Source organism: Rarobacter faecitabidus (genome assembly GCF_006716265.1).
Classification (GTDB): Bacteria; Actinomycetota; Actinomycetes; order Actinomycetales; family Cellulomonadaceae; genus Rarobacter; species Rarobacter faecitabidus.
Genome location: NZ_VFOS01000002.1, coordinates 181,124 through 206,442 on the forward strand (window position 1 = coordinate 181,124; position 25,319 = coordinate 206,442).

Annotated in this window: 26 protein-coding genes, 1 tRNA gene and 1 pseudogene; 12 read left to right on the forward strand and 16 right to left on the reverse strand. The window is 66.1% G+C overall.

The genetic code is table 11. From position 1 onward, the window contains the following. Positions 1–16: 16 nt before the first annotated feature. The 3 genes and pseudogenes from FB461_RS12445 (at position 17) to FB461_RS08780 (ending at position 2,856) form a co-directional block, all read left to right on the forward strand. Positions 17–1,261: pseudogene (locus FB461_RS12445) on the forward strand (class I SAM-dependent methyltransferase). 102 nt (positions 1,262–1,363) lie between these two features. Next, positions 1,364–1,930: a hypothetical protein gene (locus tag FB461_RS08775; RefSeq protein WP_142121213.1), complete on the forward strand. Its 567-nt coding sequence runs from the start codon at positions 1,364–1,366 to the stop codon at positions 1,928–1,930. Positions 1,931–2,034: 104 nt separating this feature from the next. Then, positions 2,035–2,856: an HAD family hydrolase gene (locus tag FB461_RS08780; protein ID WP_142121215.1), complete on the forward strand. Its 822-nt coding sequence runs from the start codon at positions 2,035–2,037 to the stop codon at positions 2,854–2,856. Between the two features lie 123 nt (positions 2,857–2,979). Here FB461_RS08780 and FB461_RS08785 read toward each other — a convergent pair whose 3' ends face one another. The 5 genes from FB461_RS08785 to FB461_RS08805 all read right to left on the reverse strand — a co-directional run bounded on the left by FB461_RS08785 (position 2,980) and on the right by FB461_RS08805 (position 9,059). Continuing rightward, entirely contained in the window at positions 2,980–3,933 is a 954-nt protein-coding gene (locus FB461_RS08785; RefSeq protein ID WP_142121217.1) for a hypothetical protein, read from the reverse strand. Beyond that, the gene (locus FB461_RS08790) at positions 3,926–4,558 is read right to left on the reverse strand and encodes a TetR/AcrR family transcriptional regulator (RefSeq protein ID WP_142121219.1); all 633 of its coding nucleotides are present in this window, start codon (positions 4,556–4,558) and stop codon (positions 3,926–3,928) included. Before FB461_RS08790 ends, FB461_RS08785 begins: the two co-directional genes overlap by 8 nt. 69 nt (positions 4,559–4,627) lie before the next feature. Next, positions 4,628–5,269, reverse strand: coding sequence for a nucleoside/nucleotide kinase family protein (locus FB461_RS08795; protein ID WP_142121221.1), 642 nt, complete (start codon positions 5,267–5,269; stop codon positions 4,628–4,630). After that, on the reverse strand, positions 5,266–6,366 hold the full coding sequence (locus tag FB461_RS08800; RefSeq protein WP_142121223.1) for an aminotransferase class I/II-fold pyridoxal phosphate-dependent enzyme: 1,101 nt from the start codon (positions 6,364–6,366) through the stop codon (positions 5,266–5,268). Before FB461_RS08800 ends, FB461_RS08795 begins: the two co-directional genes overlap by 4 nt. Continuing rightward, a complete protein-coding gene (locus tag FB461_RS08805; protein WP_425466912.1) occupies positions 6,366–9,059 on the reverse strand; it encodes a phosphoenolpyruvate carboxylase in 2,694 nt (897 codons plus the stop codon). The genes FB461_RS08800 and FB461_RS08805 overlap by 1 nt, the downstream gene beginning before the upstream one ends. 146 nt (positions 9,060–9,205) lie before the next feature. On the opposite strand from FB461_RS08805, the gene FB461_RS08810 reads away from it, so the two are divergent. From FB461_RS08810 to FB461_RS08825, 4 genes are all read left to right on the forward strand, one after another. Next, positions 9,206–10,183: an ABC transporter substrate-binding protein gene (locus tag FB461_RS08810; RefSeq protein ID WP_246046161.1), complete on the forward strand. Its 978-nt coding sequence runs from the start codon at positions 9,206–9,208 to the stop codon at positions 10,181–10,183. A gap of 89 nt (positions 10,184–10,272) precedes the next feature. Next, on the forward strand, positions 10,273–11,160 hold the full coding sequence (locus FB461_RS08815; protein ID WP_142121225.1) for an ABC transporter substrate-binding protein: 888 nt from the start codon (positions 10,273–10,275) through the stop codon (positions 11,158–11,160). Positions 11,161–11,162: 2 nt separating this feature from the next. Further along, positions 11,163–12,140: an amino acid ABC transporter permease gene (locus FB461_RS08820; protein WP_142121227.1), complete on the forward strand. Its 978-nt coding sequence runs from the start codon at positions 11,163–11,165 to the stop codon at positions 12,138–12,140. 9 nt (positions 12,141–12,149) lie between these two features. Beyond that, positions 12,150–12,926 (forward strand): amino acid ABC transporter ATP-binding protein, encoded by a 777-nt coding sequence (locus FB461_RS08825; RefSeq protein WP_281282077.1) that lies wholly within the window; start codon positions 12,150–12,152, stop codon positions 12,924–12,926. 13 nt (positions 12,927–12,939) lie between these two features. On the opposite strand, the gene FB461_RS08830 is transcribed toward FB461_RS08825, so the two are convergent. Both FB461_RS08830 and FB461_RS08835 read right to left on the reverse strand, forming a co-directional pair. Further along, positions 12,940–13,716, reverse strand: coding sequence for a hypothetical protein (locus tag FB461_RS08830; protein WP_142121229.1), 777 nt, complete (start codon positions 13,714–13,716; stop codon positions 12,940–12,942). Between the two features lie 134 nt (positions 13,717–13,850). Then, complete coding sequence (locus FB461_RS08835) at positions 13,851–14,636, reverse strand: SDR family oxidoreductase (protein WP_142121231.1); 786 nt, start codon at positions 14,634–14,636, stop codon at positions 13,851–13,853. A gap of 71 nt (positions 14,637–14,707) precedes the next feature. Here FB461_RS08835 and FB461_RS08840 point away from each other — a divergent pair, with 71 nt between their 5' ends. Next, positions 14,708–15,151: an SRPBCC family protein gene (locus tag FB461_RS08840; RefSeq protein WP_142121233.1), complete on the forward strand. Its 444-nt coding sequence runs from the start codon at positions 14,708–14,710 to the stop codon at positions 15,149–15,151. A gap of 633 nt (positions 15,152–15,784) precedes the next feature. Here the strand turns inward: FB461_RS08840 and FB461_RS08845 are convergent. After that, positions 15,785–16,099, reverse strand: coding sequence for a MerR family transcriptional regulator (locus FB461_RS08845; protein WP_246046163.1), 315 nt, complete (start codon positions 16,097–16,099; stop codon positions 15,785–15,787). Between the two features lie 124 nt (positions 16,100–16,223). Between FB461_RS08845 and FB461_RS08850 the strand changes: the two genes are divergently transcribed. Beyond that, entirely contained in the window at positions 16,224–16,664 is a 441-nt protein-coding gene (locus FB461_RS08850; RefSeq protein ID WP_142121370.1) for an Hsp20/alpha crystallin family protein, read from the forward strand. Between the two features lie 436 nt (positions 16,665–17,100). Here FB461_RS08850 and FB461_RS08855 read toward each other — a convergent pair. The 4 genes from FB461_RS08855 to FB461_RS08870 all read right to left on the reverse strand — a co-directional run bounded on the left by FB461_RS08855 (position 17,101) and on the right by FB461_RS08870 (position 19,771). Further along, positions 17,101–17,183: transfer RNA gene (locus tag FB461_RS08855), tRNA-Leu, on the reverse strand. A gap of 62 nt (positions 17,184–17,245) precedes the next feature. After that, positions 17,246–17,983, reverse strand: coding sequence for an amino acid ABC transporter ATP-binding protein (locus FB461_RS08860; protein ID WP_142121236.1), 738 nt, complete (start codon positions 17,981–17,983; stop codon positions 17,246–17,248). Then, entirely contained in the window at positions 17,983–18,870 is an 888-nt protein-coding gene (locus FB461_RS08865; RefSeq protein WP_142121238.1) for an amino acid ABC transporter permease, read from the reverse strand. The genes FB461_RS08860 and FB461_RS08865 overlap by 1 nt, the downstream gene beginning before the upstream one ends. Before the next feature lie 4 nt (positions 18,871–18,874). Beyond that, positions 18,875–19,771 (reverse strand): ABC transporter substrate-binding protein, encoded by an 897-nt coding sequence (locus FB461_RS08870; RefSeq protein WP_142121240.1) that lies wholly within the window; start codon positions 19,769–19,771, stop codon positions 18,875–18,877. A gap of 195 nt (positions 19,772–19,966) precedes the next feature. On the opposite strand from FB461_RS08870, the gene FB461_RS08875 reads away from it, so the two are divergent. After that, positions 19,967–20,392 carry a DUF1801 domain-containing protein gene (locus tag FB461_RS08875; RefSeq protein ID WP_142121242.1) on the forward strand — a complete coding sequence of 142 codons (426 nt, stop codon included), beginning with the start codon at positions 19,967–19,969 and terminating at the stop codon, positions 20,390–20,392. Here FB461_RS08875 and FB461_RS08880 read toward each other — a convergent pair. The 3 genes from FB461_RS08880 to FB461_RS12015 all read right to left on the reverse strand — a co-directional run bounded on the left by FB461_RS08880 (position 20,336) and on the right by FB461_RS12015 (position 23,120). Beyond that, the gene (locus FB461_RS08880; protein ID WP_142121244.1) at positions 20,336–20,674 is read right to left on the reverse strand and encodes a hypothetical protein; all 339 of its coding nucleotides are present in this window, start codon (positions 20,672–20,674) and stop codon (positions 20,336–20,338) included. The genes FB461_RS08875 and FB461_RS08880 overlap by 57 nt on opposite strands. Positions 20,675–20,864: 190 nt before the next feature. Then, positions 20,865–22,109 carry a pyridoxal phosphate-dependent aminotransferase gene (locus FB461_RS08885; RefSeq protein ID WP_142121246.1) on the reverse strand — a complete coding sequence of 415 codons (1,245 nt, stop codon included), beginning with the start codon at positions 22,107–22,109 and terminating at the stop codon, positions 20,865–20,867. A gap of 12 nt (positions 22,110–22,121) precedes the next feature. Continuing rightward, entirely contained in the window at positions 22,122–23,120 is a 999-nt protein-coding gene (locus FB461_RS12015; protein ID WP_170222681.1) for a hypothetical protein, read from the reverse strand. Positions 23,121–23,269: 149 nt separating this feature from the next. Here FB461_RS12015 and FB461_RS08895 point away from each other — a divergent pair, with 149 nt between their 5' ends. Continuing rightward, positions 23,270–23,809, forward strand: coding sequence for a peptidylprolyl isomerase (locus FB461_RS08895; protein WP_142121248.1), 540 nt, complete (start codon positions 23,270–23,272; stop codon positions 23,807–23,809). Beyond that, on the forward strand, positions 23,806–24,684 hold the full coding sequence (locus tag FB461_RS08900) for a rhomboid family intramembrane serine protease (protein WP_142121250.1): 879 nt from the start codon (positions 23,806–23,808) through the stop codon (positions 24,682–24,684). Before FB461_RS08895 ends, FB461_RS08900 begins: the two co-directional genes overlap by 4 nt. Before the next feature lie 230 nt (positions 24,685–24,914). Here FB461_RS08900 and FB461_RS08905 read toward each other — a convergent pair whose 3' ends face one another. After that, positions 24,915–25,304 carry a cell division protein CrgA gene (locus tag FB461_RS08905; RefSeq protein ID WP_246046165.1) on the reverse strand — a complete coding sequence of 130 codons (390 nt, stop codon included), beginning with the start codon at positions 25,302–25,304 and terminating at the stop codon, positions 24,915–24,917. Positions 25,305–25,319: the final 15 nt, after the last annotated feature.

A 25,319-nucleotide genomic window follows, 5' to 3' on the forward strand; every position in this document is an offset into this window, starting at 1 on the left:
CGGCACACTTGAGGTCATGCCCGATTTGCCCAGCGCCCAGCTCGCCTCGTGGTGCTCTGATCGCGGGCTCGAACCCGACCCCGTCGATTCCCTTCTCCTGGACGAGGCCTCCGTCGCCGCCTCGGGACCCATCGCCGTGCTGGACGACCACACGGGAGCCCTCACGCCGCTGGTGGCGGAACTCGCGCATCGCATTGCCGCCAGGGAGGGCACTTCGCCGCCGCGAATCGGCGCCTGGCAGGACAGCTACACGGCGCGCCAACTGGTCGCGTCGGAATTGGCCCGCGCGCGGCGATCCGCGGACGCGGCCGAGGCTCTTGCGGCCGCCGTGTCGGGAGCGGCTCTCGTGGTCGGTCGACTGCCCAAGTCGCTCGATCGCCTCGAGGAGTACGCGGCAACGATAGCCACGCATGCCGCCCCTGGCGTGCGCGTCGCGCTCGCGGGACGCGTCAAGCACATGAGCCTGGGTATGAACGAGGTCTTAGCAGGTCACTTCGAGGTGGTGTCCGCTTCCAGGGCGCGCCAGAAGTCGCGCGTGCTGTTCGCAACCACTGCTCGGGGTCATGGCGATCGGCCACGAAAACCGGGCGGCGCGTTCCCGCGTATTGCCAGGGTCACCCGCCGTGAGCTCGGGCTCGCAGGCGCGGGCGGGATCGACGTGGCGGCCCACGGCGGCGTCTTCGCGAGTACCCGGATCGATATCGGCACTCGCGTTCTGCTGCGGCACGTCGGCGACGCGGCGAGGATTGCCGCCGAAGGCCCGAACCCGGCCCCGCGCATCGTCGACCTCGGTTGCGGCACCGGCCTGCTGGCGCTCGCCGCAAGCCACGCGGTCGCGGGTGCCCGCGTGCTCGCCGCCGACGACTCCTATCTCGCCGTGCAGTCCACCCAGGAAACCGCTAGACGTGCCGGGATGCTGGCCGCGCATCCGGACGAGGCCGGCGTCTACCCGATGTGGACTTCAGCGAGCGCCCTAGCGAGCGCCCTAGCCAGCGACGAGCGAGCGGGGACCATCGACCTCATCCTGTGCAACCCGCCGTTCCACGTAGGAGCGGGCGTGGATGCATCACCCGCATAACAGATGTTCGCTACCTCCGGCCGCCTGCTGCGGCCCGGGGGCGAACTGTGGACGGTCTTCAACCGGCACCTGGGCTACGTCCCTGCGCTGAGGCGCGCCGTCGGACCCACGACCGTGGTCGCGGCCACGCCGAAGTTCGTGGTCACGCGCTCCGTCCGGCAGCGGACTTCCCGCCAGGGCTGACGTGGCACCCGGCCGGAGGTCACAAACCGTCGCAGCACGCCGCCGAGCGCGATAGGTTCTAAGTGGGTGCGGCGCGCACTCATGAAACCGAAGGAGAATGCGTTGACTGCCATACCCCCGAGCAATGACGGTGGTTCTCGCGACCCTCGCGTCGAACCGATCGCGTACGAAAGGCCCCCGGCCGGTCACGTCGCGGGCGTTGACGGCGGGGCCGCCGATCTCGCCGCGCCAGACTACGCGGCCGAGCCCGCGCCCGCGAACCTGACCCGGGGACTACTGACTGGCTTGGGCTTCGGGGTCGCGGCCACGATCCTCTACGTCGTCGTGGCCGTATCGGCCGAAAAGGAATACGCCGTCCTCTCGGTCCTGATCGGCTTAGCGGTGGGATTCGGTTTCTCTCGGTTCGGACGCACCAAGGGTGCGCAAGCGGGGCTCTGTGCCGCGCTGGTCACGCTCGCGCTGTTCCTGGTCGCGATCGTCCTGATGGATGCGGGCTTGAACGCGAAGTACCTGGGAACCCCCTTCCTGGAGGAACTGCGCATCTCCGCAACCTTTCTCAACGCGGTGATCTCGTTGTACTTCAGCGATTTACTCAGTTACGTCTTCGTGGCCGCAGCCGTCATCGTGGCGTTCTTTCAAGGGGCGGGGTTTAACAAGAAAGCTCGTTGATCGGCGATTCCCCGCGGCGCTGCGGCGAGCGCCAGCGAGGTAGGTCTCACGTGGGCCAAGGCCGAGCATCCCAATCCCGCGTCCCCGCCCGGTAGGCTCAAGGGATGCCCTCGTCTTTCTCTCTCCGCCTGTTCGCTTCCGATGTCGATGGCACGCTCCTGACGTTCGATCACCACATCACCGATGAGGTCCGCGCCGCCATCGGCGAGGCACGGGCGGCCGGAGTGCACGTCATCCTCGCTTCTGCCCGCAGCCCGCAGGCAATCGCGATCCTGCAGGACGACCTGGGATTGCGTGGCGAGCCACTCGTCGGACTGCAGGGTGCCTGGGTGGGGGAGGTACCAGCCGACGGTGCCCCAGTCGCTTACGCGAAGCATCCCCTGCCAGTCGATGCCGCCCGCACGGTCTACGAGACGTGTCAGCGACTTGCGACCCCCCTGTGCTGGTTCGCCGAGGACGAGTGGTTCTACTCGTTCCCCGCCCAGGTGGTCGACTACGAGGCGCGTGTCACCGGTATAGCGCCGGCCGGTGAACTCGACGTCGAGCGGGCGCTCGAGAAGCAGGGGCCGCTCAAGATCATGGTCCCCTTCAACCCGGCCGATCCTGCAGTCGGTTCGCGCGTGCTCGCGGATTTGCCCGACGGCCTGCTCGGTCAGCTCACTGGCGAGCACTACCTCGAGATCACCACGCCGAGCGCCGACAAGTCACACGGCGTTGCCCTCATCGCGGAGCGGCTCGGCGTGGACCGCGCTCACATCGCCGCTGCGGGGGACGGCCCCAACGACATCGGCATGTTCTCGATCGCCGGGCGTTCCTTCGCGATGGGCAACGCTTCCCCGGCCGTACAGGAGGCTGCGAGCCAGGTCACGGGGACCAATGCCGAATCGGGACTCGCGCTCGCCATCCGGGAGGCGCTGAGGGCATGATATTGCGGTTGACCCTCCTGTATTTCATGGCCTGAACGGCAAGGGACGTGGGTGAACCACGGGCATGCGCGACCAGCGAGTGAGAACACTCAGCGCACTAGAACACTCAGCGAGTGAGAACACTCACCGCGCCAGGGCGACCAGCGCTCGCTCTGCTTCCGAGCCGCCAGGCACGCTCACCTCGATTGAACCGCCGCCCAGGCGAATCGTCACGTCGTTCACGTCCACGACGTCGCGGTTGGCCGCTACCTCGACGCCCGTGATCGCGGCGATGCTCACGCTGACGCGGCGATCGGAATACTCGGCGAGGGATCGGCGCCGCAGCGGCGCGATCCGCCCGAAGATCCGCAATTCGACGCCATCCGTGGCCAGCACCGCTCCCTGCAACGCGAGCGGGCGCAGCAGGTCGATCAGTTTTCGTAAGCCGGTGCGCTTCGACTTCACCGCACGCCGCTCGAACGCCGCGAGTACCCGGTAGGCGCCGCTGGCAGCGAGGTCGGCACGACAATCGTTGCCGAGGATCTCGTCCACCCCGCCGAGTCGAACGTCCGCGATCGGGGTTCCGCCCCGAATAGGGCCTACGGGGACGTCCGCGCGGTGCCATCCCTCCGCGCGCAGCAGTGCGACGAGTCCATCCATCGCTTCCCTGGCGGCACCGGAGAAGCGCACGTCGATGGGAGAGGAGTCAGCTGGAGTGATGACGAACCGACCGTCGAGCAGGTTGACCGCCAGCGTAACCGCCGCGATGGAAGTCAGTGGCACTGTTTCTACGCGATAAGTATCATCGGTCCGCCGGCTTAAGGCTGTCAGTGTGTGGCGATCCACGATGAGCAGGTGGTCGTACAGGTGCATTCCCGGGTTCGCGAGGCGACGCTCGATGTCGCGCGGCACCTTGAGCACGAGCCGGGTCGTGTCGAAATCGATCGGATGGTCGCGATAGAGACGCGGCACGTCCTCGGCGTTCCGCACCTCGTCCACCCACGGCCCGAACGCGTCGAACTCCGCGGTGCGCGAATTGGCGGGCGATGAAGTGGTCCCGAAATCATCGCCTCCCGCGACGGTAGCGTCGTTACGCATGGTTCGTCTCCTTGACAGTGAACGAGGTGCAGATCAGTGGAGCCACCAATGCATCTATGGCGGCGCGAGCCGCCTCGCGAAGCGATGTGGCATTGAGGGTTGGCTCGAACGCGGAGTGGAGAGTGTAAGCCTGGCTCAGCCCCATGAGGAGCCCACCGAGGGTCTCGGCCGCGAATTCATCGGCGATCCCCTGTTCTGCCAGCCAGTGAGCGGCGTAGCGGTCGAGCGCAGCGCGCGACGCCGCGACGTGCTCTTCGACCAGCGGCCCGAGCTGCCGCTCCGCCGCCACATGCCCCCATACCTGGACCAGTGCGATGGATCCGTCGGGACCGTCCCAGCCGGGGCTGATGCGCGCCAGCAGATCGGCGGGATGCGGCAGTGGGGACTGGGCCATTGCCGTCTCTACGTGGCGGTTGCTCTCGGTGAGCGCGTGCTCGATCACCGAGGCGAGGATCTCGTCCTTCGACGCGAAGTGGGTGTAGATCGCGCCGGCGGACAGGCCGGATTCGGCGATGATGTTCGACATCGCTATGCGGTGCGTACCCTCGCGGCTGATCAGGCGAAGCGTTGCGTCGGTGATCTGGCGGCGGCGGGCGGCTCGATGGTCCTCGGTGACTCGTGGCACTCATTCAGTATACAGAACGAATATTCTTTTTCTTAGGACGAGTTCTCCGTTGTGCCGGGAGAGCCGCGCCTATCGCGTGTTCGCGGGTGGAGCGAGCGCCGCCCTCCCACGCTCGCTGGCGCGCTCGAGGACGAGGCTGTCCCGGCCCACCTCGGCAACTACAAGATCGGCCCGTCGCATTGAGTCGCATTCGCGCTCGATGGCTCGCTCCTGGCCAGCCCAATGGTCGATGTAGGGGGCGTATGCCTCATAGTCCGAGCGCCGGCGGAGGCGGCGACGGCGATGCGCCTCGTCCAAGTCGATCCAGATCCCAAGCGTCGCGAGTTCGCCGGTCGCCGCGATGGATCCGCTGCCCTCCAGGATCAGGCCTTCCTGCGGACGGAACTCGAGTTCCACCCCCGGCCTGGAATCGTGCCAATCCCATACCCGTGCACGCGCCGTTTCGCCGCGCGCGAGCGGCAGGGCGATGTCCTGGTGCACGACGGCCACCCCCGCGCTCAAGCCGTCCCAGCCGGGAACGAAATCGTCCATGTGGATCACGGTCCAGCCGAGCCCGGTTCCTCCGAGCTGCGCGACCACGTGACTGGCCAGCCACGTCTTGCCCGAACCGGACCAGCCGTCGATCGCGACGATCGCAGGGCAGGGCAGCGAGCGAAGCGCGTGCACCAGCGCGCAGAACTCGATTCGCTCACGCCGATCGGCGGGGGTCACCGGACCGCGGCCGCTATCCGTTCCAGCGCCTCCAGCAGGATCTCTTCACTCGTCGCGAAGTTGAGGCGCAGGAAACCCGGCCTGCCGAATGGGCGGCCGGAGGAGAGCGCCACCTTGGCCTCGGCCACGAGCCTGCGGGCGGTCACCGGCTCACCTGACGCCGTCGTCATCGCGCTGAAGTCCAGCCACGCCAGGTACGTCGCGTCAGGAGTCGCGAAGCCGACCTGCGGCAGTTCCCGGGCAAGGAACCTGGCGACGATCTCGCGGCGCACGCGCAGCGCAGCCAGGAGATCAGCCAGCCACTGCGTCTGACCGTAGGCGGCGCTATGCGCGATCTCCGCGACGTGGCTGACCGCGCTGATCAGCTCCGGTGCGCGGCGCACAGGCGGCGCCTGTGGGCCGCGTAGCAGCAGGGCCACGTTCAGCCCGACGAGGTTGAACGCCTTCGACGCCGACTGCAGGGCGAAGGCCTCGGGGATCTGCGGGATCACCGGGGTGAACGGGACGTAGCTCAGCGGCGCATGGATCTCGTCCACGATGATGACGACGCCGTGGCGCCGCGCCACCTCGCCGAGGGCCTCAAGCTCAGCCGCGGAATGTACCTGGCCCGTAGGGTTCTGCGGATTGCATAGCAGGTAGGCGGCGCGCGGGAAGTCACCGGTCAGCTTCTGCCACTGCGCGTCGAGTTCCTCGATCCCGTCCGCCAGCTGGCGGACATCGAAACCCGCGGCCCTGGGATACTCCACCAGCGGCGGATAGATCGGGTTGGCGGTGAAGACCGGCGCGCCCGGCCGCAGCAGCGTTCGCAACAGCGACACGACACCGAGCATGACGTTGGGGACGAGTTCTGCGCCCTCCGGCTCCCAGCCCCACGTCTGCGCGGCGAACGCCCGGTGCGCATTCTGCAGCGTCTCACCGGCCGCGTAGCCGGTATCGCCGCGATCTATGACCGCATGAATGGCCGCGGCGACCCCGGGAGCCAGATCGCAGTCCATCTCCGCGACCCACAGCGGCAGGACATCCGGCTCGAACTGCTGCCACTTAGCAGAAGTCCGCGAGCGCAGTACCCGCTCCGGCACAACCAGTGGATCGGACATCAGCCCGTGTTCTGCAGACCTGCCGCGACGCCGTTCACGGAGAGCAGCAACAGGTGCTGCAGTTCCTCCGTGCTCGCCGTGTGGTTGCCGGTGCGCAGTGCGGTGAGAGCTCGCACCTGAATCAGGGACAGCGCCCCGACGTAGGGGCTACGCAACTGGACGGCGCGGCCGAGCACCCGGCGGTTAGCCAGCGGCCACTCGGAATCGGTCACCTTGAGCACCCAGTCGACCGTTCGCCGGTACTCATCGAGCACCAGCTTCGACAGGTCGTCCCGGTCGCCCAGGGCGAGGTACTGCTCGGCGATGCGATCGTCCGATTTGGCCAGGGACATCTCCACGTTGTCGATCATCGTCGCGAAGACCGGCCACTCGCGATACGCGGCGCGCAACTCGTCCACATCGCCCACGGCCTCAAGCGCGGAGCCGAGACCATACCAGCCCGCGAGGTTGAGGCGCGCCTGGGACCAGGAGAACACCCACGGAATCGCACGCAAGTCATCGAGCGAGGACACGGACAGGCCACGGCGGGCCGGCCGGGAACCGATCGGCAGCAGGCCGACCTCCTCGAGGGGTGTGACCTGCGCGAACCACTGCGGGAAGCCGTCGGACTTCACGAGGCGGTGGAATGCGGAGCGGGAAGTCTCGTCCAGCTTTCCGGCCAGCTCGGCGAACTTGGCGGTGCCCTCCGCGTTACGCTCCTCCACGCTCGGTGCCGAGGCGAGCAGGGTCGCCGCGGCGACGTGTTCGATGTGCTGGACGGCGATCGTCGGGTCGCCGTAGCGCGCGAGGATGACCTCGCCCTGCTCGGTCAGCTTGAAACGGCCATCCACGGAGTGGGGTGGCTGGGCCAGCACCGCGCGGTTGGCCGGGCCGCCGCCGCGGCCGAGCGCGCCGCCGCGGCCGTGGAACAGCGTGAGGGTGATGTTGTGGCGCTCTGCCCAGGCGGCGATCCGCTCCTGGGCCGAGTGCAGCGCCAGCGTGGCTGATACCGGTCCGACGTCCTTGGACGAGTCCGAGTAGCCGAGCATGACCTCGACTCGGCGTCCGTTCGCCTCCAGCCGGCGCTTGACCTGCTCGATCATGAGCATCTGCTCGAGGATCTCGACGCTGTTCTCCAGGTCGGCGAAGGTCTCGAACAGCGGAATGGCGTCGATGATCGGCGCATCATCGGAATCCGCGAACGCCAGGTTCGCGAGCTGGTAGACCGCCTCCAGGTGCTCCGGCTTCTGCGTGAAGGACACGATGAATCGGCGCACCGCCCGAACTCCGTAGCGGCGCTGGATCGCGCCAATGGCGCGGAACGTGTCGAGGACCTCGACGGTGCGCGGCTGAAGCTTGCCCTGCAGGCCGTGCTCGGCGATATCCGCGAGCGCCTCTTCGTGCACCTGGGAGTGCTGGCGGACCTCCAGCTCCACCAGGTGGAAGCCGAACGTCTGCACCTGCCAGATCAGGTTCTGCAGGGCCCCGTAGGCGGCGCGCGGGGCGCCTGCGGCGATGAGCGAGTCCTGCACGGTGCGCAGGTCCGATTCGAGTTGCTCGGCGGACGCGTACGCGAGGTCTGCGTCGCGGCGGCGCGTGGCCGCGATGCGCTCGGAGATGACGAGTGTGGCCGCGCGGTGCCGCTCGTTGATGGACTTGGCCTCAGCCAGGTCCGTGAGGCGGCGCGAGAGTTGGCGCTGGCGGTCCCAGAGGCTGTTCAGCGCAGCGGAGGGCGGGGTCGTGTCGTCGTCGGCGGTCAGGCGGCGGGCGATGTCGTGCGCGGATCGCTCGAGCGCGATGAGGATGCGCTCGGACGCGATCTGCGCGGCCTCGCGGGTGACCTCGGCGGTCACGTTGGGGTTGCCGTCGCGGTCACCGCCGATCCACGAGCCGAGTCCGACGAAGGGCCGGACCAGCGGCTCAATGCGTCCCGCGCGGTCGCCGAGTAGCCAGTCGTCGAAACGGCGGTAGACGGCGGGGATCACGTTGAACAGGGTCGACTCGAAGACGGCCATGATCTGGCGCACCTCGTCCTGAACCGACGGCTTCGAGGAACGGATCAGCGCGGTGCGCCACAGGCCGTCGATCTCGGCCAGGAGGCTGCGCTCGTTCTCTGCGAGCGACGTGCCGCCCAGGCGTAGCGAGTCGCGGGCCGCGAGTAGATCGGACACGCGGCGGATGCCGCCGGTGACCGCGCGCCGGCGCGCCTCGGTCGGGTGGGCGGTCAGGACCGGGCGGAACTCGAGCTCGGTGAGTCGCTTCACGGCCTCCTCGTAACCGACCTCGGCGGCGAGCTGGGTGAACGCCTCGGGAAGCGTGTCGTCCTGGGTCGTGGAACGAGGCCCGGCCGCCGTTTCGCGCTGCCGTAGCACGCGAATGCGGTGGTACTCCTCGGCCAGGTTCGCAAGGTGGAAGTAGCAGGTGAAGGCGCGGGCGACCTGCTGGGCGCGCTCCAGCGTGAACGTGTCGACGAGTTCGCGCGCCTCGTCCAAGGCGCTCGAGTTCGGGTCGTCGTAAGCCGCGATGGTCAGTTCGCGGAGACGTTCCACGTCGGCCAGCAGGTCAGGTCCGCCCGACTCCTCCAGTACCGTGCCGAGCAGGCGCCCGAGCAGGCGCACGTCCTCGCGCAGCGGTTCTGGCACCTCGTGGCGGGCATACGAGCGGCGCACGTTCGATTCGGCGGCTGGGGTGTCGTTGGATTCCGCAATGGTCACCCCCTTAGAGTAGTGCGATTTTGTTACGCCCGTAATCAGCCTTCCGCCTGGGACGTTGTTCCCACCATTTCCGGCAAGCCCTGCACGCGAGCCGTGCACGAGCCCGGGTGGCGCCCGACACACGCCGGTAACATGACGGGTCTAGTGTGAAGAAATCCTGCCTCGGGGGCTTCAAGCTGCCGATGCAGCACGATTTCCTGACTTTCGCGGAGGACAAAATGCGCAAGATCTCCATCGTCGCCCTGGCACTGGGCGCCGCCCTCACCCTCTCGGCCTGTTCCGGCGGGGAAGACACCTCATCCTCGACTCCGGCCGCTCCCGGCGACACGACGTCGGCCGACACGGCGAAGGACGAGGCCATCGCGGCGCTCCTTCCGGAGAGCGTCGCCTCCAGCGGCAAGATCGTCTTCGGAACCGACCCGAGCTACGCCCCAGCCGAGTTCCTGGGCGACGACGGCACGACCGCGACCGGCTACGACATCGACATCGCGAAGGCGATCGCCGGCGTCCTCGGCCTGACGGCTGACATTCAGTCGTCCTCATTCGACGCGATCATCCCGGCGATCGGCACCAAGTACGACGCGGGAATCTCGTCCTTCACCATCAATCCTGACCGGCTCCAGCAGGTCAACATGATCCAGTACTTCTCGGCGGGATCCTCGTTCGCCGTCCCCGCGGGCAACCCGAACGGCGTGAGCGCGGACGACCTGTGCGGCAAGATCATCGGCGTGCAGACCTCAACCGTCCAGGACGACGACCTGGCCGATCGCATCATTCCCGAGTGCGAGGCCGCCGGCAAGCCAGCGCCCACGCCCCTGCAGTACGACCTGCAGACCGATGTCACCACTGCCCTGCTCGGCGGCAAGGCGGATCTGATGTACGCCGACTCCCCGATCATCGCCTACGCGATCGAGCAGACCGGCGACAAGCTCGAGCAGCTCGGCGACGTGTTCGACACCGCTCCGCAGGGCATCGTCGTGGCCAAGGACGACGCTGCGCTGACTGAAGCGATCCAGAATGCGCTGCAGAAGCTCATTGACGACGGCACGTACGGCGACATCCTCGCTCAGTGGGGCGTGACCGACAGCGCGGTGGAAACCGCCGAGCTCAACCCCGCGAGTTAAGTCCCGAAGCGGCGCTCCCCGCGCTCATTAGCATGGGGAGCGCCGCTTCTTTTTGCGACGACTCACCACTCGTAACTCTGGAGACCACCATGCGTAAAGTTTCGCTCCTTGCCCTATCGACCGCGCTCGTACTCACCCTCGCCGGGTGCTCAGGTGGTGACGACGGCTCCGCGAGCCCCACCGGTTCCGCAGCACCGTCAGCCAAGGACGAGGCCATCGCCGCGCTGGTTCCGGAAGGAATCGCGGGCACGGGCAAGTTGGTGGTCGGTGCCGAACTCACCTACGCACCGGCCGAGTTCCTGGCCGATGACGGCACCACACCCGTGGGCTACGACGTGGACCTCGCCAAGGCGATCGCGGGAGTCCTGGGGCTGACGGCCGATGTTCAGGCCTCCGCGTTCGACGCGATCATCCCGGCGATCGGCACCAAGTACGACGTGGGAATCTCCTCCTTCACCATCAACCCGGAACGACTCGGGCAGGTGAACATGATCAGTTACTTCAACGCTGGCTCCGCATTCGCCGTGGCGCAGGGCAATCCCAAGTCTGTCGGCACCGATGTGTGCGGGCTCGTGATCGGCGTCCAGACCGGTACCGTGCAGGACACCGACCTGGCTGACAAGATCACGCCCGACTGCACGGCCGCGGGAAAGCCCGCCCCGACCGCCTTGCAATACGACCAGCAGTCCGATGTGACGACCGCGCTGCTCGGCGGCAAGGCCGATCTGATGTACGCGGACTCCCCGATCGTCGCCTACGCCATCGAGCAGACCGGCGGCAAGATCGAACAGCTCGGGGAGCCGTTCGACACGGCGGCACAGGGTATTGTCGTGGCCAAGGACGACGCTGCGCTGACGGAGGCCGTACAAAAGGCCCTCCAGAAGCTCATCGATGACGGCACCTACAACGAGATCCTTACGCAATGGCGCGTGGAGTCCGGCGGGGTCACCTCAGCAGAACTCAACCCGGCAGGTTAATCATGAACACTGCAGAACCAGATCAGATCCCGAACCGGATTCACGCGATCCCCGTTCGCTACCCGTGGCGCATCGTCTCGGCGGTGGTCGTGACGATCATCGCGGCGATGTTCCTGCACGGCCTCGTGACCAACAAAGTGCTGCAGTGGGATCTCGTGGGCCAGTACCTGTTCCACCAGAACATCCTGCGAGCGATCGGGTGGACGCTGATCCTCACCGTGGCGGCCATGGTCCTGTCGATCATCATGGCGCTCACCCTCGCGATCATGCGATCGTCGGAGAACCCCGTCATGCGGAACGTCGCCTGGGTCTACATCTGGTTCTTCCGCGGCACGCCGGTCTACACCCAGTTGGTGTTCTGGGGGATGTTGTCGGTGCTGTACCCCGTACTGTCGCTGGGGATTCCGTTCGGTCCGGAGTTCTTCAGTTTCGAAACGAAGGCCCTTACGGTGGGCACGCTCGCCGCAATCCCGGCGATTCTCGGTCTGGCGTTCAATGAGGCGGCGTACCTCGCGGAAATCATCCGCGCCGGGCTGCAGTCGGTCGACCCGGGCCAGCACGAGGCCGCTCGGGCGCTCGGCATGAAGAACGGTGCGATCATGCGGCGCGTCGTCATCCCGCAGGCCATGCGGGTGATCGTGCCGCCGACGGGCAACGAGACGATCTCGATGCTGAAGACCACGTCGCTCGTTCTGGCCGTACCGTTCACGCTAGACCTGACGTATCAGGCATCGGCCATCGGGTCGCGCACCTTCGCGCCCGTTCCGCTGCTCGTGGTCGCCGCCATCTGGTACCTGGTGATCACCTCGATCCTGATGGTTGGGCAGTACTACCTGGAGCGCTACTACGGCCGCGGTTTCGATGGGCGCTCCGCCGCCTCGTCCGAGATTTCGGTGCCCCGCCGGGCACGCAAGCAGAAGGCGATCAACGCCGCACACACCACGCCCGATCCGTCGCCGCTCGACGAGTCGGGAACCTAGGGGCTAACGATGACGACATCAATGGTGGAACTGCAAGAGGTCCACAAGGAGTTCGGGCACAACCACGTCCTGCGGGGCGTCAACCTAGAGGTGCCGGCGGGATCGGTGTGCGTGATGCTGGGACCGTCGGGATCGGGCAAGTCGACGGCGCTTCGATGCATCAACCAGCTCGAGGAGATCACGGCGGGACGCATCTACGTCGACGGGGAGCTCATGGGCTATCGCGAGGTGTCGCACGGCGAGGAAGTGCGCCTGCAGAAGTTGCACCCGCGCCTCGTCGCCCAGCAGCGCGCGCGCATCGGCATGGTGTTCCAGCGCTTCAACCTGTTCCCTCACTTCACCGCCCTCCAGAACGTGGTCGAGGCGCAGGTTCAAGTACTGAAGCGGTCGAGGAGCGAAGCGACCGAGCGGGCGCGGCACCTGCTGGACAGGGTGGGTCTGGCCGACCGGATGGATCACTATCCCGCTCAGCTCTCGGGCGGCCAGCAGCAGCGCGTTGCCATCGCACGGGCGCTCGCGATGGATCCCGATCTGATGCTCTTCGACGAACCGACCTCGGCGCTCGACCCCGAACTGGTGGGCGAGGTGCTCGCCGTCATGAAGGATCTGGCGTCATCCGGGATGACGATGATCGTCGTCACGCACGAGGTCGGATTCGCCCGCGAGGTAGCCGATCAGGTGGTCTTCATGGCCGACGGCGTGATCGTTGAGCAGGGGCCCGCGCAGCAGGTCATCGACGCACCCCGGGAGCAGCGCACGCGCGACTTCCTGTCGAAGGTGCTGTAGGCGAGGGCTCGCTCTAGAGCCGAACCTTGGAGTCGTGGTCATCGCGGTAGCAGTACTTGCCGACGAAGGCGTTGCGACTGTCCTTGCTCTTCTCGAGCAGGCTGCAGAGCGGCACGTCCTGCCCGGCCCGCACGAACTTCCAGCCCTTGCCGGGGGCCTTGAAGTACAGCGCCGAGGCACCCGACATCATCGGCAGGCCATCGACCACGACGGTGGCGATCTTGTAGCCCTTCGTGTTGCTCTTCTCGTGGTTGAGGTAGCCGACCACGGTGTCGAACTTCTCGTAGCGTGTGCCCTTGACCGAGCCCCGGTAACCGGTCAGGAACGGCTTCAGCTTCTTCGCCGCCTTCGTCGCGGCCTTCGTCGTGGTGCAGGCGAACGCGGCGTAGGCGATGGAGCACGTGTAGGTCTTGTTGGCGAACAGCACCGCCGGGCTCGACTTCGTGCGCTTCTTTATGACCTTGAGCCCGCGCTGCTTCAGGATTGTGCCGATCTTGGCCTGGAAGGCCTTCGTCGTCGCGGAACTCTCGAACGTGTAGTCGTCGGCGTCGTAGACGTAGCCGGCCCCGGCCGAGAAGGTGTAGCCGTGCTTGGTGCCCTGCGCCTTGCGGTATACGACCGCGTACTTGTCCTTGGTGAGAGCGCCGGCGCCGTACGTCTTGGCGACCGAGGCGGCGAACTTCTTCGCCTTGGCGGGTGTGGCCGCCTGAGCCGCGGACGCCGGAACGGCCAGCCCGATCCCCAGCAGCGCGGCGGCGGTGACAAACGTGGCGATACGCCGAGAAATCATGATGTCCTGCCCATCTCGCGCCCTGCGCGGATCAGTGAGTCTGATATCGGTAGTCTAGCCAGACGCCTGTCCTCGGGCGCGGGATCGGCCGCCGAGTTCCGCCCGGTGACGACGGCCGGTTCCTCCTCCCCGCCTCACATCCGGCGAGGAGGACCGTCACCACCGCTGAGTTGCCGAAAATGATCTTCGCCGTGCAGCCACTCGTCAAAGGTGACGGAGGACTCGTCCCTCGCCTCACCCCCGCGTAGCGCTCCCGACGCGATACCGCGGCCGTACGCCCCTGGCAACCTCACCTCCAGCACGCGACGACGTACCCCGTCATGAGCAAGTTGGCGCCGCGCTAGATCGGCAAGGAGTTCATCCACCGGCCCGACCAAGTCGGTCGCCCGTCCCTGTGCTCGCCCCTGGGCCAGAGTGACCAGGTGCTCCCCGACCTCGCGAGCCGATACCGGCCTGATGGGCATCTCCGGGAGCATCGCGACCGGCCCCCTCATGCGCTCCAGCATCTGCCCGACGAACTCGTGGAACTGCGCCGTGCGCGCAATCGTGTACGGCACCTCGCCGGCGATGACCGCGCGTTCCTGCGCCAGTTTGCCCGCATAGTAGGAGGCGTCGATGTCATCGATCCCGACGATCGAAAGCGCGACGTGGTGGCGCACGCCGGCCTTTGCGCCCACGCGCAGCAAATGGCGCGTGACCGTGGTGAAGAAGTCGCGCGAGGCACGCGAGGACAGCGTCGTGACGTTGGTGACGTCGATCACCGACCGCACACCGTCGAGAGCGCGGTCGAGCCCGACACCCGTCTTGATGTCCACGCCGGTCGAACGCGACAGCACCGTCACGTCCAAGTCGCGGGCGCGCGCGGCCGCGACGACATAGCGACCCACGGTGCCCGTTCCGCCAGCGACTGCAATTCTCATAGCGGCCATTCCCTGCTCGTAGGTGGATTACTCGTCCAAGATCTCAGAAAATCTGCTGGGACAATAGTGCGATGGCCACCACGTTTACGCTCGTCACCGACACGACAGCGAGGATCGAATCGCTGTTCGACGTTTCGCTGGACATCGACATCCACGCCGCATCGATGTCGAAGTCCAAGGAACGAGCCATCGCGGGCGTCACGTCGGGGCGCATCGGGCTGGGCGAGACGGTCACCTGGCGCGCGCGGCACTTCGGGCTCTGGTTCACCATGACCTCGCGGATCACGTCTCTCGACCGACCGCACAGTTTCACAGATCAGCAGGTCAAGGGACCGTTCAAGTCGTTCCATCACGAGCACGCGTTTACTGAGACGACGAGTGGCACACGCATGGTCGACACGATCACGGTCGCCTCGCCGATGTTCGGGGTGCTGGCCGAACGACTCGTCCTCATGCCCTATCTGCGCCGGCTCATCAAGGTGCGCAACGCGGAACTCGTCTCCGCCGCACGCTGACCCGCAAGACGGAGTTCAGGCCGGACGAGCGTTCCGGGCAATGGACCAACCTGCCGCCGGCGGCACTACCGTCTCCACGGCGGCACCCTCCTGGCCCAAATTCACACAAGCGCGTGGAAGATCTCGCGCACTTTCGCGTGAACTCCGACCATGCCGGGAGGGTCGGCGAGAACAACCGCCGCGCCCGCCGGATTTCAGTGACGGGTTGATGCAACACTTGGGAAGCATGATCGGTAAGCGGGCACTGGACCAATTGATCGAGTTCGCAGCGTGACCACCTCGTACATGCCTTCGATCTTGCGCTGATCTTTGCCCAGGCCAGCGATCCGCACGTCACGCCGGGCCGCGTATCTGTTCCTGCCGTCAACCCGCCTTGCCCGAGTTCGCACGAGAATCCGTGACAATTCGAAGAAGAAGTGCAGTGGTTCTCCGCCTTCTTCACCTTGCCGAGTTCGCACAGGAGGAGGCCACAAGCTCAGCACTATTGCGTGAACTCCGCCCCTAAGCGGGGAATGGGCCCGCGCCGCGCTAGGCAAGGCCGACAAGGTCAAGACGCCGCAGTACCACTACTAGTGCTCATCGGAGTTCATTCCGCCGTGAGGGGTGCGGCTGCCCCATGAACATGGGAGGCGGCTATCCTGCAGGATTCTCGGGCATCCTGAGTTCGTCGAGTTGCGACTGCAGAAGCCGATTGGCGGATTCTAGCTCAAGCACGTGACGAGCGCCGGCGAGGTTCACTCCAGCATCGCGCAACTCGATCACCCTGCGCAGAACAGTCAGGTCGTCCTCACTGTAACGTCGCGTGCCGCCAGTGGTGCGGCTGGGTGCGATCAGGCCCTTGCGCTCGTATAGGCGCAGCGCCTGCTCACCGAGGCCTACTAACTCGGCGGCCACAGCGATGCTGTACACACCCCGTGAACCGGCTGCCGTGCTTGCGGAATCATTCATCAATTTTCTTTCCCGAATCGCTTGCATTATCTCTGTGTCAGAGTTATAAAAATCTATACCACTCGGCACATATTGTCGAAGGGCCGACAACCGACAAGTGAACGGAGGAGATCAGGCAATGCTGTTGCAACTACAACACGACCCATTCCGTGAGCTCGACCGGCTCACACAGCAGGTCTTCGGGACGAATGCCCGTCCGTCCAGCATGCCGCTGGACGCGTGGCGGGAAGGGGACGAATTCGTGGTCGAATTCGATCTGCCGGGCATTGATCCGGACAAGCTGGACATCGATGTGGAGCGCAATGTGTTGACCGTCCGCGCAGAAAGACTCAGCCATATTCCGGACGCCGCGAACGCGGTCGCGACCGAACGCTCGTGGGGGGTCTTCAGTCGCCAGTTGGTGCTGGGCGACGCATTGGACACCGACAAAGTCGATGCCGATTACACCGCTGGCGTGCTGCGTTTGCAGATCCCGATCGCGGAGCGGGCCAAACCCCGCAAGATCAATGTCGGCAGCCACGATGCCATCCGCAGCGGAGAGGAGGTCAAGAGCATCGACGCCTGACCGGATGGTTTCTCCTGAGACATCTGGAGGTGCGGACATGAACCGGGACATCGCCACCGTGGGCCGTTCCGCTCCGGACAGCCGGCCCGGCTCACTGACATTGCTGATGCAGGACCGGGACTGGGTCACGGCCCAGTTCAAGGCGATCATGAGCCTCTCCGGACTGGGTGACCGCGTCATCGTGGGCGTCTTCCCCGAACGGCCGGCCGATAATGACCCGCGCGCCGGGGACGAACACCCGCAGTGGCCAGCCACAAATCGCTATTCTGCGGCAAGAGCCAGCCCGAAGGAACGGTCACCTCCGACGATCAAGATCATCCGAGGGATCTCGCGCCTTATTGGAAGGCTCGGACACGCTCCGCACATTCTGGCTGGCGCTTCCAGCCAGAATACGACGAAGGCCCGGACGGCATTCCGTCCGGGCCTTCGTACCACGTGCGTGAGGGGGGACTTGAACCCCCACGCCCTTGCGGGCACTGGCACCTGAAGCCAGCGCGTCTGCCATTCCGCCACTCACGCGTGCCGAAGAAGCATAGCACGGTACCAGCCCTCGTAGTCCAATCTGAAGGGTGCCACCGCGCCTAGTGCAGCACTCGCGCGAGGAAGTCGCGCGTCGCCTCCTGGGTGGGGTTGTCGATGACCTGTTCGGGCGGCCCTTGCTCGACGATCACGCCGTGCTGCAGGAACACCACCCGATCGGCCACGCGCCGGGCGAAGCCGATCTCGTGCGTCGCCATCAGCACCGTCGAGCCGACGTCCTTCAATTCGCCCACCAGGTCGAGCACCTCGCCGACGAGGACCGGATCCAGGGCGGAGGTGATCTCGTCCAAGAGCAGTAACTCGGGGCGCGTGGCCACCGCGCGCACGATCGCCACGCGTTGCTGCTGCCCGCCCGAAAGCCGGTCGGGATAGTCGCGGGCCTTGTCGGCGAGCCCGATGCGCTCCAGCAGTTCCATGCCGCGCTGCTCGGCCTCACCCCTCGGCACACCGTGCACCTTGCGCGCGGCGAGGGTCACGTTGTCGAGCACCCGCAGGTGCGGGAACAGGTTGAAGTGCTGGAAGACGACACCGATGCGCGCGCGCACGAAGTCAACCTTCACCGACGGATCGGTGATGTCCTGTCCGGATAGGAATATCTGCCCGTCGTCGACCCGTTCGAGCAGATTCGCGGTGCGCAGCAGGGTCGACTTCCCGGACCCCGAGGCGCCGAGCAGCACCACGACCTCGTCCTTGTGCACGGTCAGATCGAGCCGGCGCAGCACATAGTTGTCGCCGAACTTCTTCACGACCCCGCGAACGTCCAATACTGGGGTTGCCATCAGACCACGCCTCCGACCTGTTCGCGACGCTGCTGGCGAGCCGTGTACCAGTCCGTGAGCCGGATGAACGGCCACGAGAGGCACACGAACAGCAGCCCGGCCACTACGTACGACGTGAAGTTATAGGTCGTCGCCTGGTAGATCTGCGCGGCCCGGATGGCATCGACGGCACCGAGCACCGAGATCAGGCCCACGTCCTTCTGCATCGAGACGAAGTCGTTCATCAGGGCCGGGGTGACCTTGCGGACGGCCTGCGGTAGCACGATGAGGCGCAGCGCCTGACCGTGACTCAAGCCCAGGGAACGAGCCGCGAAGCGCTGCGAGGGGTGAACTGCCTCGAGGCCGGCGCGCAGCACTTCGGCGACGTAGGACGAGTACGTCAGCACGAGAGCGATCGTTCCGAGCACGGAGTAGGGGATCACGCTGTCGGTCAGTCCGAGCGCAGGAACGCCGAAGCCGACCAGGTACAGCACGATCAGGAACGGAACTCCACGGAACAGGTCCGTGTAGGCCGCCGCGACGAATCGGAGCGGGAAGAACACGGGTCCGCGCAGCGTGCGCAGGAAGGCGAGCAGCGTCGCGAAGATGGCTACGCCGATCACGGCGAAGAAGAGTACCTTGACGTTCAGCCACAGCGCGGCCAGAACCTTAGGCAGCGATGCGCGGAAGTGCTCAGGGGCGAAGAACGTCTCGCGGGTGACCTGCCACCCTGGCGAGTTGCGCAGGATCAGCGCGATCACAGCGGCGAAGATCAGCGTGCTGAGGAGCGCAATGACGACCGACTTACCTGTCTGCTTGCGGCGGTAAGCCCGCCGGCCGAGCTCGATGCCGCTGACGACATCGAGCTCGGCCGTAGGATCAGCACCGATTGGTGCGCTTGCGGTCATGTCGTCAGCTCAGGACCGGCACTGAGATGTTGTTCGACAGCCACTGGTTCTCGAGCTCGGAGAGCGTACCGTTCTCGCGCAGTTCGTCGACTGCTGCGGTCACGGGGGCGGTGAGTTCCGAATCCTTCGGCAGCACGAGGCCATACTCGTCACCACCGGTCGAATCCGCGAACTGGCCGATCACGGTTCCACCGAGATCCGAGAGCTCGACAGCCGCGAGGTAGAGCGCCTGGGGCAGGTCGACGATGATCGCCTGCACCTGGCCGCCCTTGAGCGCCTGCACCGTGTCCTGCGAGCTGTTGAACTGCAACGGATCCTTGTTCGGGTCGACGAACTTCTCGAGCGCCGTGGCGGAGGTCGACCCGGCCTGGACGCCGAAGCTGATGTCCTTGAGGTCGGCGATGGAAGTCGCCGTGGCGGCGGGGCTGTCCTTGAGGGTGAGGACGGCCTGCGTGGTCACGTAGTACGGCGAGGAGAAGTCGACCGCGTTCTTCCGCTCATCCGTGATGGAGAACTGCTGCAGGTTGAAGTCCCAGTCCTTGGGACCGGGCGCGATCGCGGAGTCGAACGTGGTGCGCTTCCACACGACATCGTCCTTGCCGAATCCGAGCTGTTCGGCAACGGCGTAGGCGACGGCGGCCTCGAATCCCTCGCCCGACTCCGGATCGTCCTTTTCCACCCACGGGCTGTAGGCGGGCTCGCCGGTCGCGATCGTGAGCTTGCCTTCGGTGATGGTGGGCAGGGCCGCGCCAGTGGCCGGCTCGGTCGATTCGGCGGCAGTCGGTGTCGTGGTCGCCGGGGTGGACGAGGTCGACGACGAGCCGCACGCGCTGAGCGCGACGGCTGCGGTGAGGGCGAGAGCCGTGGCGATGCCGCGGCGAGCAAGGGACGAGGTGCGCATGAGGCCTCCGGGATTACGCGGGATCTGGGCGTGGGCCACGGCGAGCGGGCCACCCGAACCAGTCGACGCGGCGCCCGCATCGTTGTGGTTCCCACGTAAACCTACAGTTCATCTCAAGGATTGTCTGCCCTCAGTCCACCAAGTGGACGGTTGCGGCGGCGCGACGAATGCCCCTCGTCGTGCGAAGATTCGACCATGGCAGAGCCCAAGACGAAACCGACGGACGTGGCCCCGCAGGACTTTCTCGCAGCCGTGGAACCGGCCCGTCGACGCGACGAGGGACTCGTCCTCGCCGATATCTTCCGCGAGGTCACCGGCGCGGAGCCCGTCATGTGGGGACCGACCATCGTGGGGTACGGCGAATACCGCTACATCTCGCCCGCCAACCCGCGCACGCGCGGGCACTGGCCGAAGACCGGATTCTCGCCGCGAAAGTCGAAGCTCTCCCTCTATGGACTCAAGGATCTTCCCCGGGGTGCCGCCCTGCTTCCTGCCCTCGGCAAGTACACCGAGGGTGCCGGCTGTGTCTATGTGACCAAGTTGGCCGACATCGATCTGCAGGTGCTACGCGAGCTCATCGCCATCGCATTCTCCCGCGGGGACGATCCCGAGCCCGCTTGACCATCGCGTGCTAGGTTTTCGTTCGTTTGACGCATCTCTAGCGACAGCAAACGAACCAGAACCACGCAGACGATTGCGCACCCAGCGGCCCGCGCGCGACGACGGCGCAAGGGCGGGGTTGGGGTCGGTGACGGTCAACGAATCGACGTGCGACACGGAGGTGTTGGTGGCTACGAGTTCCCAGCCGAACAGCGGATAGCGGTCGACGGCGGTGCCCAGCGGCGGTACCGCGATGTTCGTCGTTCCCGACTGGTCCTGATAGGAATCGAAGTTCTTGGTCACCGATACCGTGATCGGCGTATCGAGAATGGTGATCTCGGCATTGTCCGTGGACGTCTTCGTCTCGGCGCATAGAGTGCCCGTAGCCGAGACGGAGTTATCGACGGCGCCCTGGGTGCCGGTGTTGTAGTCCTACGCGTGGGAGGTTCCGAGAACGGGCGTCGATGCGTCGCTGCGCAGTTATCTGCATCCCCTATTGCCGGTAAGTAGACAAGAAGTTGCCGAATCGCTCGATCGCCTCCTGCAGATCCCGGGCCCACGGCAAGAAGACGATCCGCAGGTGATCGGGCGTCGGCCAGTTGAAGCCGCGCCCGTGAACCAGAAGGATCTTCTCGCTTAGCAGGAGATCGAGGACGAGTTTCTCGTCGTCGTGGATCTCGTGGACCTCCGGGTCGAGCTTGGGAAAGGCGTAGAGGGCGCCGGACGGTTTGACGCACGAGACGCCATCGATCGAGTTGAGCATGTTCCAGGCCGTGTCCCGCTGCTCCAGCAGGCGACCACCCGGGCGGATGAGCTCCTCGATCGACTGGTAGCCGCCGAGCGCTACCTGGATCGCGTGCTGCGCCGGCACATTGGGGCAGAGGCGGGTCGACGCGAGCAGGGTGAGCCCTTCGAGGAATCCGCTTGCGTGCTCCTTGGGGCCGGTGATCACCATCCAACCGGCGCGATAGCCCGCGACGCGGTACGTCTTCGACAGGCCGTTGTAAGTGATGCACAGGAGGTCGGGAGCTAGCGCCGCGATCGAGGTGTGCTCCGCGTCGTCGTACAGGATCCGGTCATAGATCTCGTCGGCGAGGATGAGCAGGCCGTGCTTGCGGGCCAGGTCGACGATGCCCTGCAGCACCTCGCGCGAATAGACCGCGCCCGTCGGGTTGTTCGGGTTGATCACGACGATCGCCTTGGTCCTCGGCGTTATCTTCGCCTCGATGTCGGCGAGGTCGGGATTCCAGCCGTTCTCCTCGTCGCACAGGTAGTGCACCGGCACACCGCCCGGGAGGGTGGTCATCGCCGTCCACAGCGGATAGTCGGGGGCGGGGATGAGCACCTCGTCACCCACCTCCAGCAACGCCTGCATGGTGATGGTGATGAGTTCGGAGACGCCGTTGCCGAGGTACACGTCATCGATGTCGAATTCCGGGAAGCCCTCGACCGTCTCGTAGCGCGTGAAAATCGCCCGGCGTGCGGGCAGAATCCCCCGCGAATCGGAGTAGCCCTGCGAGAACGGCAACGACGCAATCATGTCGCGCACGATCACGTCGGGGGCATCGAAGCCGAACGACGCTGGATTGCCGATGTTCAACTTGAGGATGCGGTGACCTTCTGCCTCCATGCGCGCGGCCTGCTCGGCCACCGGGCCGCGGATCTCGTAGAGGACGTTCCGGAGGCGCGCCGGCTGGTCAAACGTGCGTGGGTGCGGAAATTCGTTTGTGGGACTCACGTTGAGTCGATCTCATTCTGTCTCGGGGGTGATGGGTTCGCTCGTGTCGGCTACGACATCCGGGTCTACGTTCACGTCGGCCGCGGCCGCGTCACTGGCGGCCGGCTTGCGGCGCGGACGCGCGGACTTCGCCTTGGCCGTCACGTCCTGGACGACCTCCTCGACGCTCTCCTTGGCGGCTCCGGCCGCAGCCTTTGCCTTGTCGATTGCGTCTCCGGCGGCCTCGCCCGCGACGCCAGCCGCGGCCTTGGCCTTGGCGACGGCTCCCCCAGCAGCCTCGCCCGCCGCCTCTGCGGCATCAAGTGCCGCATCCCGGGCATCATCGAGCGTGTCCTTGAACGAGCGCGGCTCGGCGTCGTCCCAGGGCTCCGCCCACGGGTCCTCCACGGGCTGCGTGCGGCGCCACAGCACGTAGCCGCCTGCGCCCGCTGCCGCCGCGGCAATGACCCAGAAGGTCGCCTTCTTGCCCTTGGAGCCCTTCTTGCTCGCAGTCTTGGCAGCGGCGGTCGCGGTCTTGGCGGCCTTCTTCGCTGCCTTCTTGGAACTCGCCGCGCCCTTGTCGACGGCCTTCTTGGTGAGCTCCGCACCAGCGTGCGCAACGGCACCCGTCCGGGCCGCAGCCTCCTCCGCTGCCGCGTTGAGTGCAGCAACGACCTTGGGCAGGACGGTGTCGACGATCACGTCGTGCGCGCTATCGATCACCGGCACGGCCTTCTCCGCGGCCTTCTCCACGATCGGGGCCGACACCTTGATGGACTCGTCCCTAGCCTTGGCCAGGCGCGGGCTCAGCCAGTCAATGGCCGTAACGACGCGGGGCTCGGCCCAGTCTTTTGCCTGCGCGGCAGCGTCCTTCGCCTGGCGAGCGACCTTGCCGGACTGCACGCCAGCGTTGGCACCGGCGTCCGCGAGGGCAGCGCTAAGTTCGGCTGCTGCCCGCTTCACCTTGTCGACCTCGATCTTGTCGAGAGTGCTGGTGAGCTTCTCCGCTGACTTGTGTACCTTCTTGCCCATGATGTGCTCCTAGCCGTCACGAAAACAGTTGGCCGTCCGTCGTTGATGTCTTCCGCCGCCCCAACGGGCCGCTATGTCGATGTTAGTCCTGGTTGCGGCAAATCTCTCGCACATAAGTTTTGGGCGATCTGGCATGAAACAATGTGGCCATGTACGCGATTTTGCACACCTCCGAAGGTGACATCCGAGTAGAACTGTTCGAGAACCACGCACCGCGCACCGTCGCGAACTTCGTGGGACTTGCCGAGGGCTCCATCGAGTGGGCGGACCCCAAGACGCGCGAGAAGCGCACCGACCCCCTGTACAAGGACGTGATCTTCCACCGCGTCATCCCCGGCTTCATGATCCAGGGCGGCGATCCGCTCGGCACCGGCACCGGTGGCCCGGGCTACAAGTTCGATGATGAGATCCACCCGGAGCTGCAATTCTCCGAGCCCTATCTGCTTGCCATGGCGAACGCCGGAAAGCAGCTCAACCCGATCACGGGACGCCCGAGCGGCACGAACGGCTCGCAGTTCTTCATCACCGTCGAGCCGACCACGTGGCTCAACGGCAAGCACACGATCTTCGGCAAGGTCGTCGACGACGAATCTCGCGCCGTCATCGACGCGATCGCCGCGACTCCGACGCGCGCGGGTGATCGTCCGGTGGAGGACATCGTGCTGAAGTCGGTCACGATCGAGAAATGACCTACCCCAGCGCTGCCCAGCCCGGCGGGCCGAACATGTGCTACCGGCATCCCGATAGCCCCGCCTTCGTCCGCTGTCAGCGATGCGACCGTCCGATCTGCTCGCAGTGCGTTCGCAACGCGCCTGTCGGCGTGCAGTGCGTCGAATGCGCCGGTGGCGGGTCGGGCAAGGCAGGGCTGGGCGGGGCCAGGTTCGGCCAGCGGGGGAGGACGAGCCGCGCCTCGCGCTTCTCTCCCACCACGCCGGTGATCACGTATGGGATCATCGCGCTGTGCGTCGTTAGCTACCTGCTGCAGAAGGTGACGGGCGGCGCCTGGACGCAGGACCTGATCTTCGCTCCGTTCATCGGCGTCGAGGAGCCGTGGCGGTTCCTCACGGCGGCGTTCCTGCACGCCGGCCTGCTGCACATCGCGTTCAACATGATCGCGCTCTGGTCGGTGGGTGGGTTCCTCGAGATTACGCTCGGACGCGTTCGATACGTCTCGCTGTACCTGCTCTCCGCACTCGGCGGCTCGGTGGGTGTCCTGCTCCTCGCTTCGCCTGCGTCGTGGGATTGGTACACGGGGGTGCTGGGTGCTTCCGGCGCAGTGTTCGGCCTCTTCGCGGCGATCGTGTTCGAGTTGCGGCGGCTGGGGCAGAACGCGCAACAGATGCTCGTGGTGATCGGGCTGAACCTCGTATTCGGGTTCGTCTGGTCCGGCATCGCGTGGCAGGCCCACCTGGGCGGGCTGGTCATCGGTGCCGCACTGGGGTTCGTGTACTCGCGACTGCGGCGCCCCGATCAGCGCCAGCTCAGTTACTTCGCGACGGGTGCCGTCGGCGCGGCGTTGGTGATCGCGGCGGTGGCCAAGTACGCGGTGGCCGGGGCCATGTAGGTTCCGGGACGCCTCGATGGCGATGGCCCACCATCGCGGATCGGCACCCGAATTACACGCGTGTAGTTATCCACACCCCAATCCACTGATGTGGATAGCCGTCCCGCTCGCTTCACCGGCCGCTCGTGCCGAATTCCCGAGTTACCGGGGGCCTACACAGAAAGGGCGGGGGACGGGCGATAGATCTCGCCCGTCCCCCGCCCAACAAGTACTTGCGGCGCCTTAGAGACTCACTGATAGCGCGTGGAGAGGATTCCGCCACCCAGGATCAGGGCGAAACCAACCGCCAGGTTCCACTGCCCGATGCCGGGAATCGGCAGGTTGAACGTCAGCAGGCCCGAGGTCACGTAGAAGACCACGATCCACACGAGGCCAAGGATGAGCAGGGTCAGCATCGTCGGAACGAGCCACACCGGGTTCGCCGAACTCGGCCGCACGCTCTTGGCCTTGACCTTGCGGTTCTTCGCGGCGGCGGCACGCTGTCGAGCCTTGGTCAGTTCAGGCTTCTTGGCGGAATCAGCGCTCTTAGCGGCCGAATCAGCGGGCGATACGACGTCGCCGGATGCCGTGACGTCGTCGTCGGGCTCATTGATGTCGTCGGAGATTTTTGAGGTCGGCACTGATGCGGTCCTGTT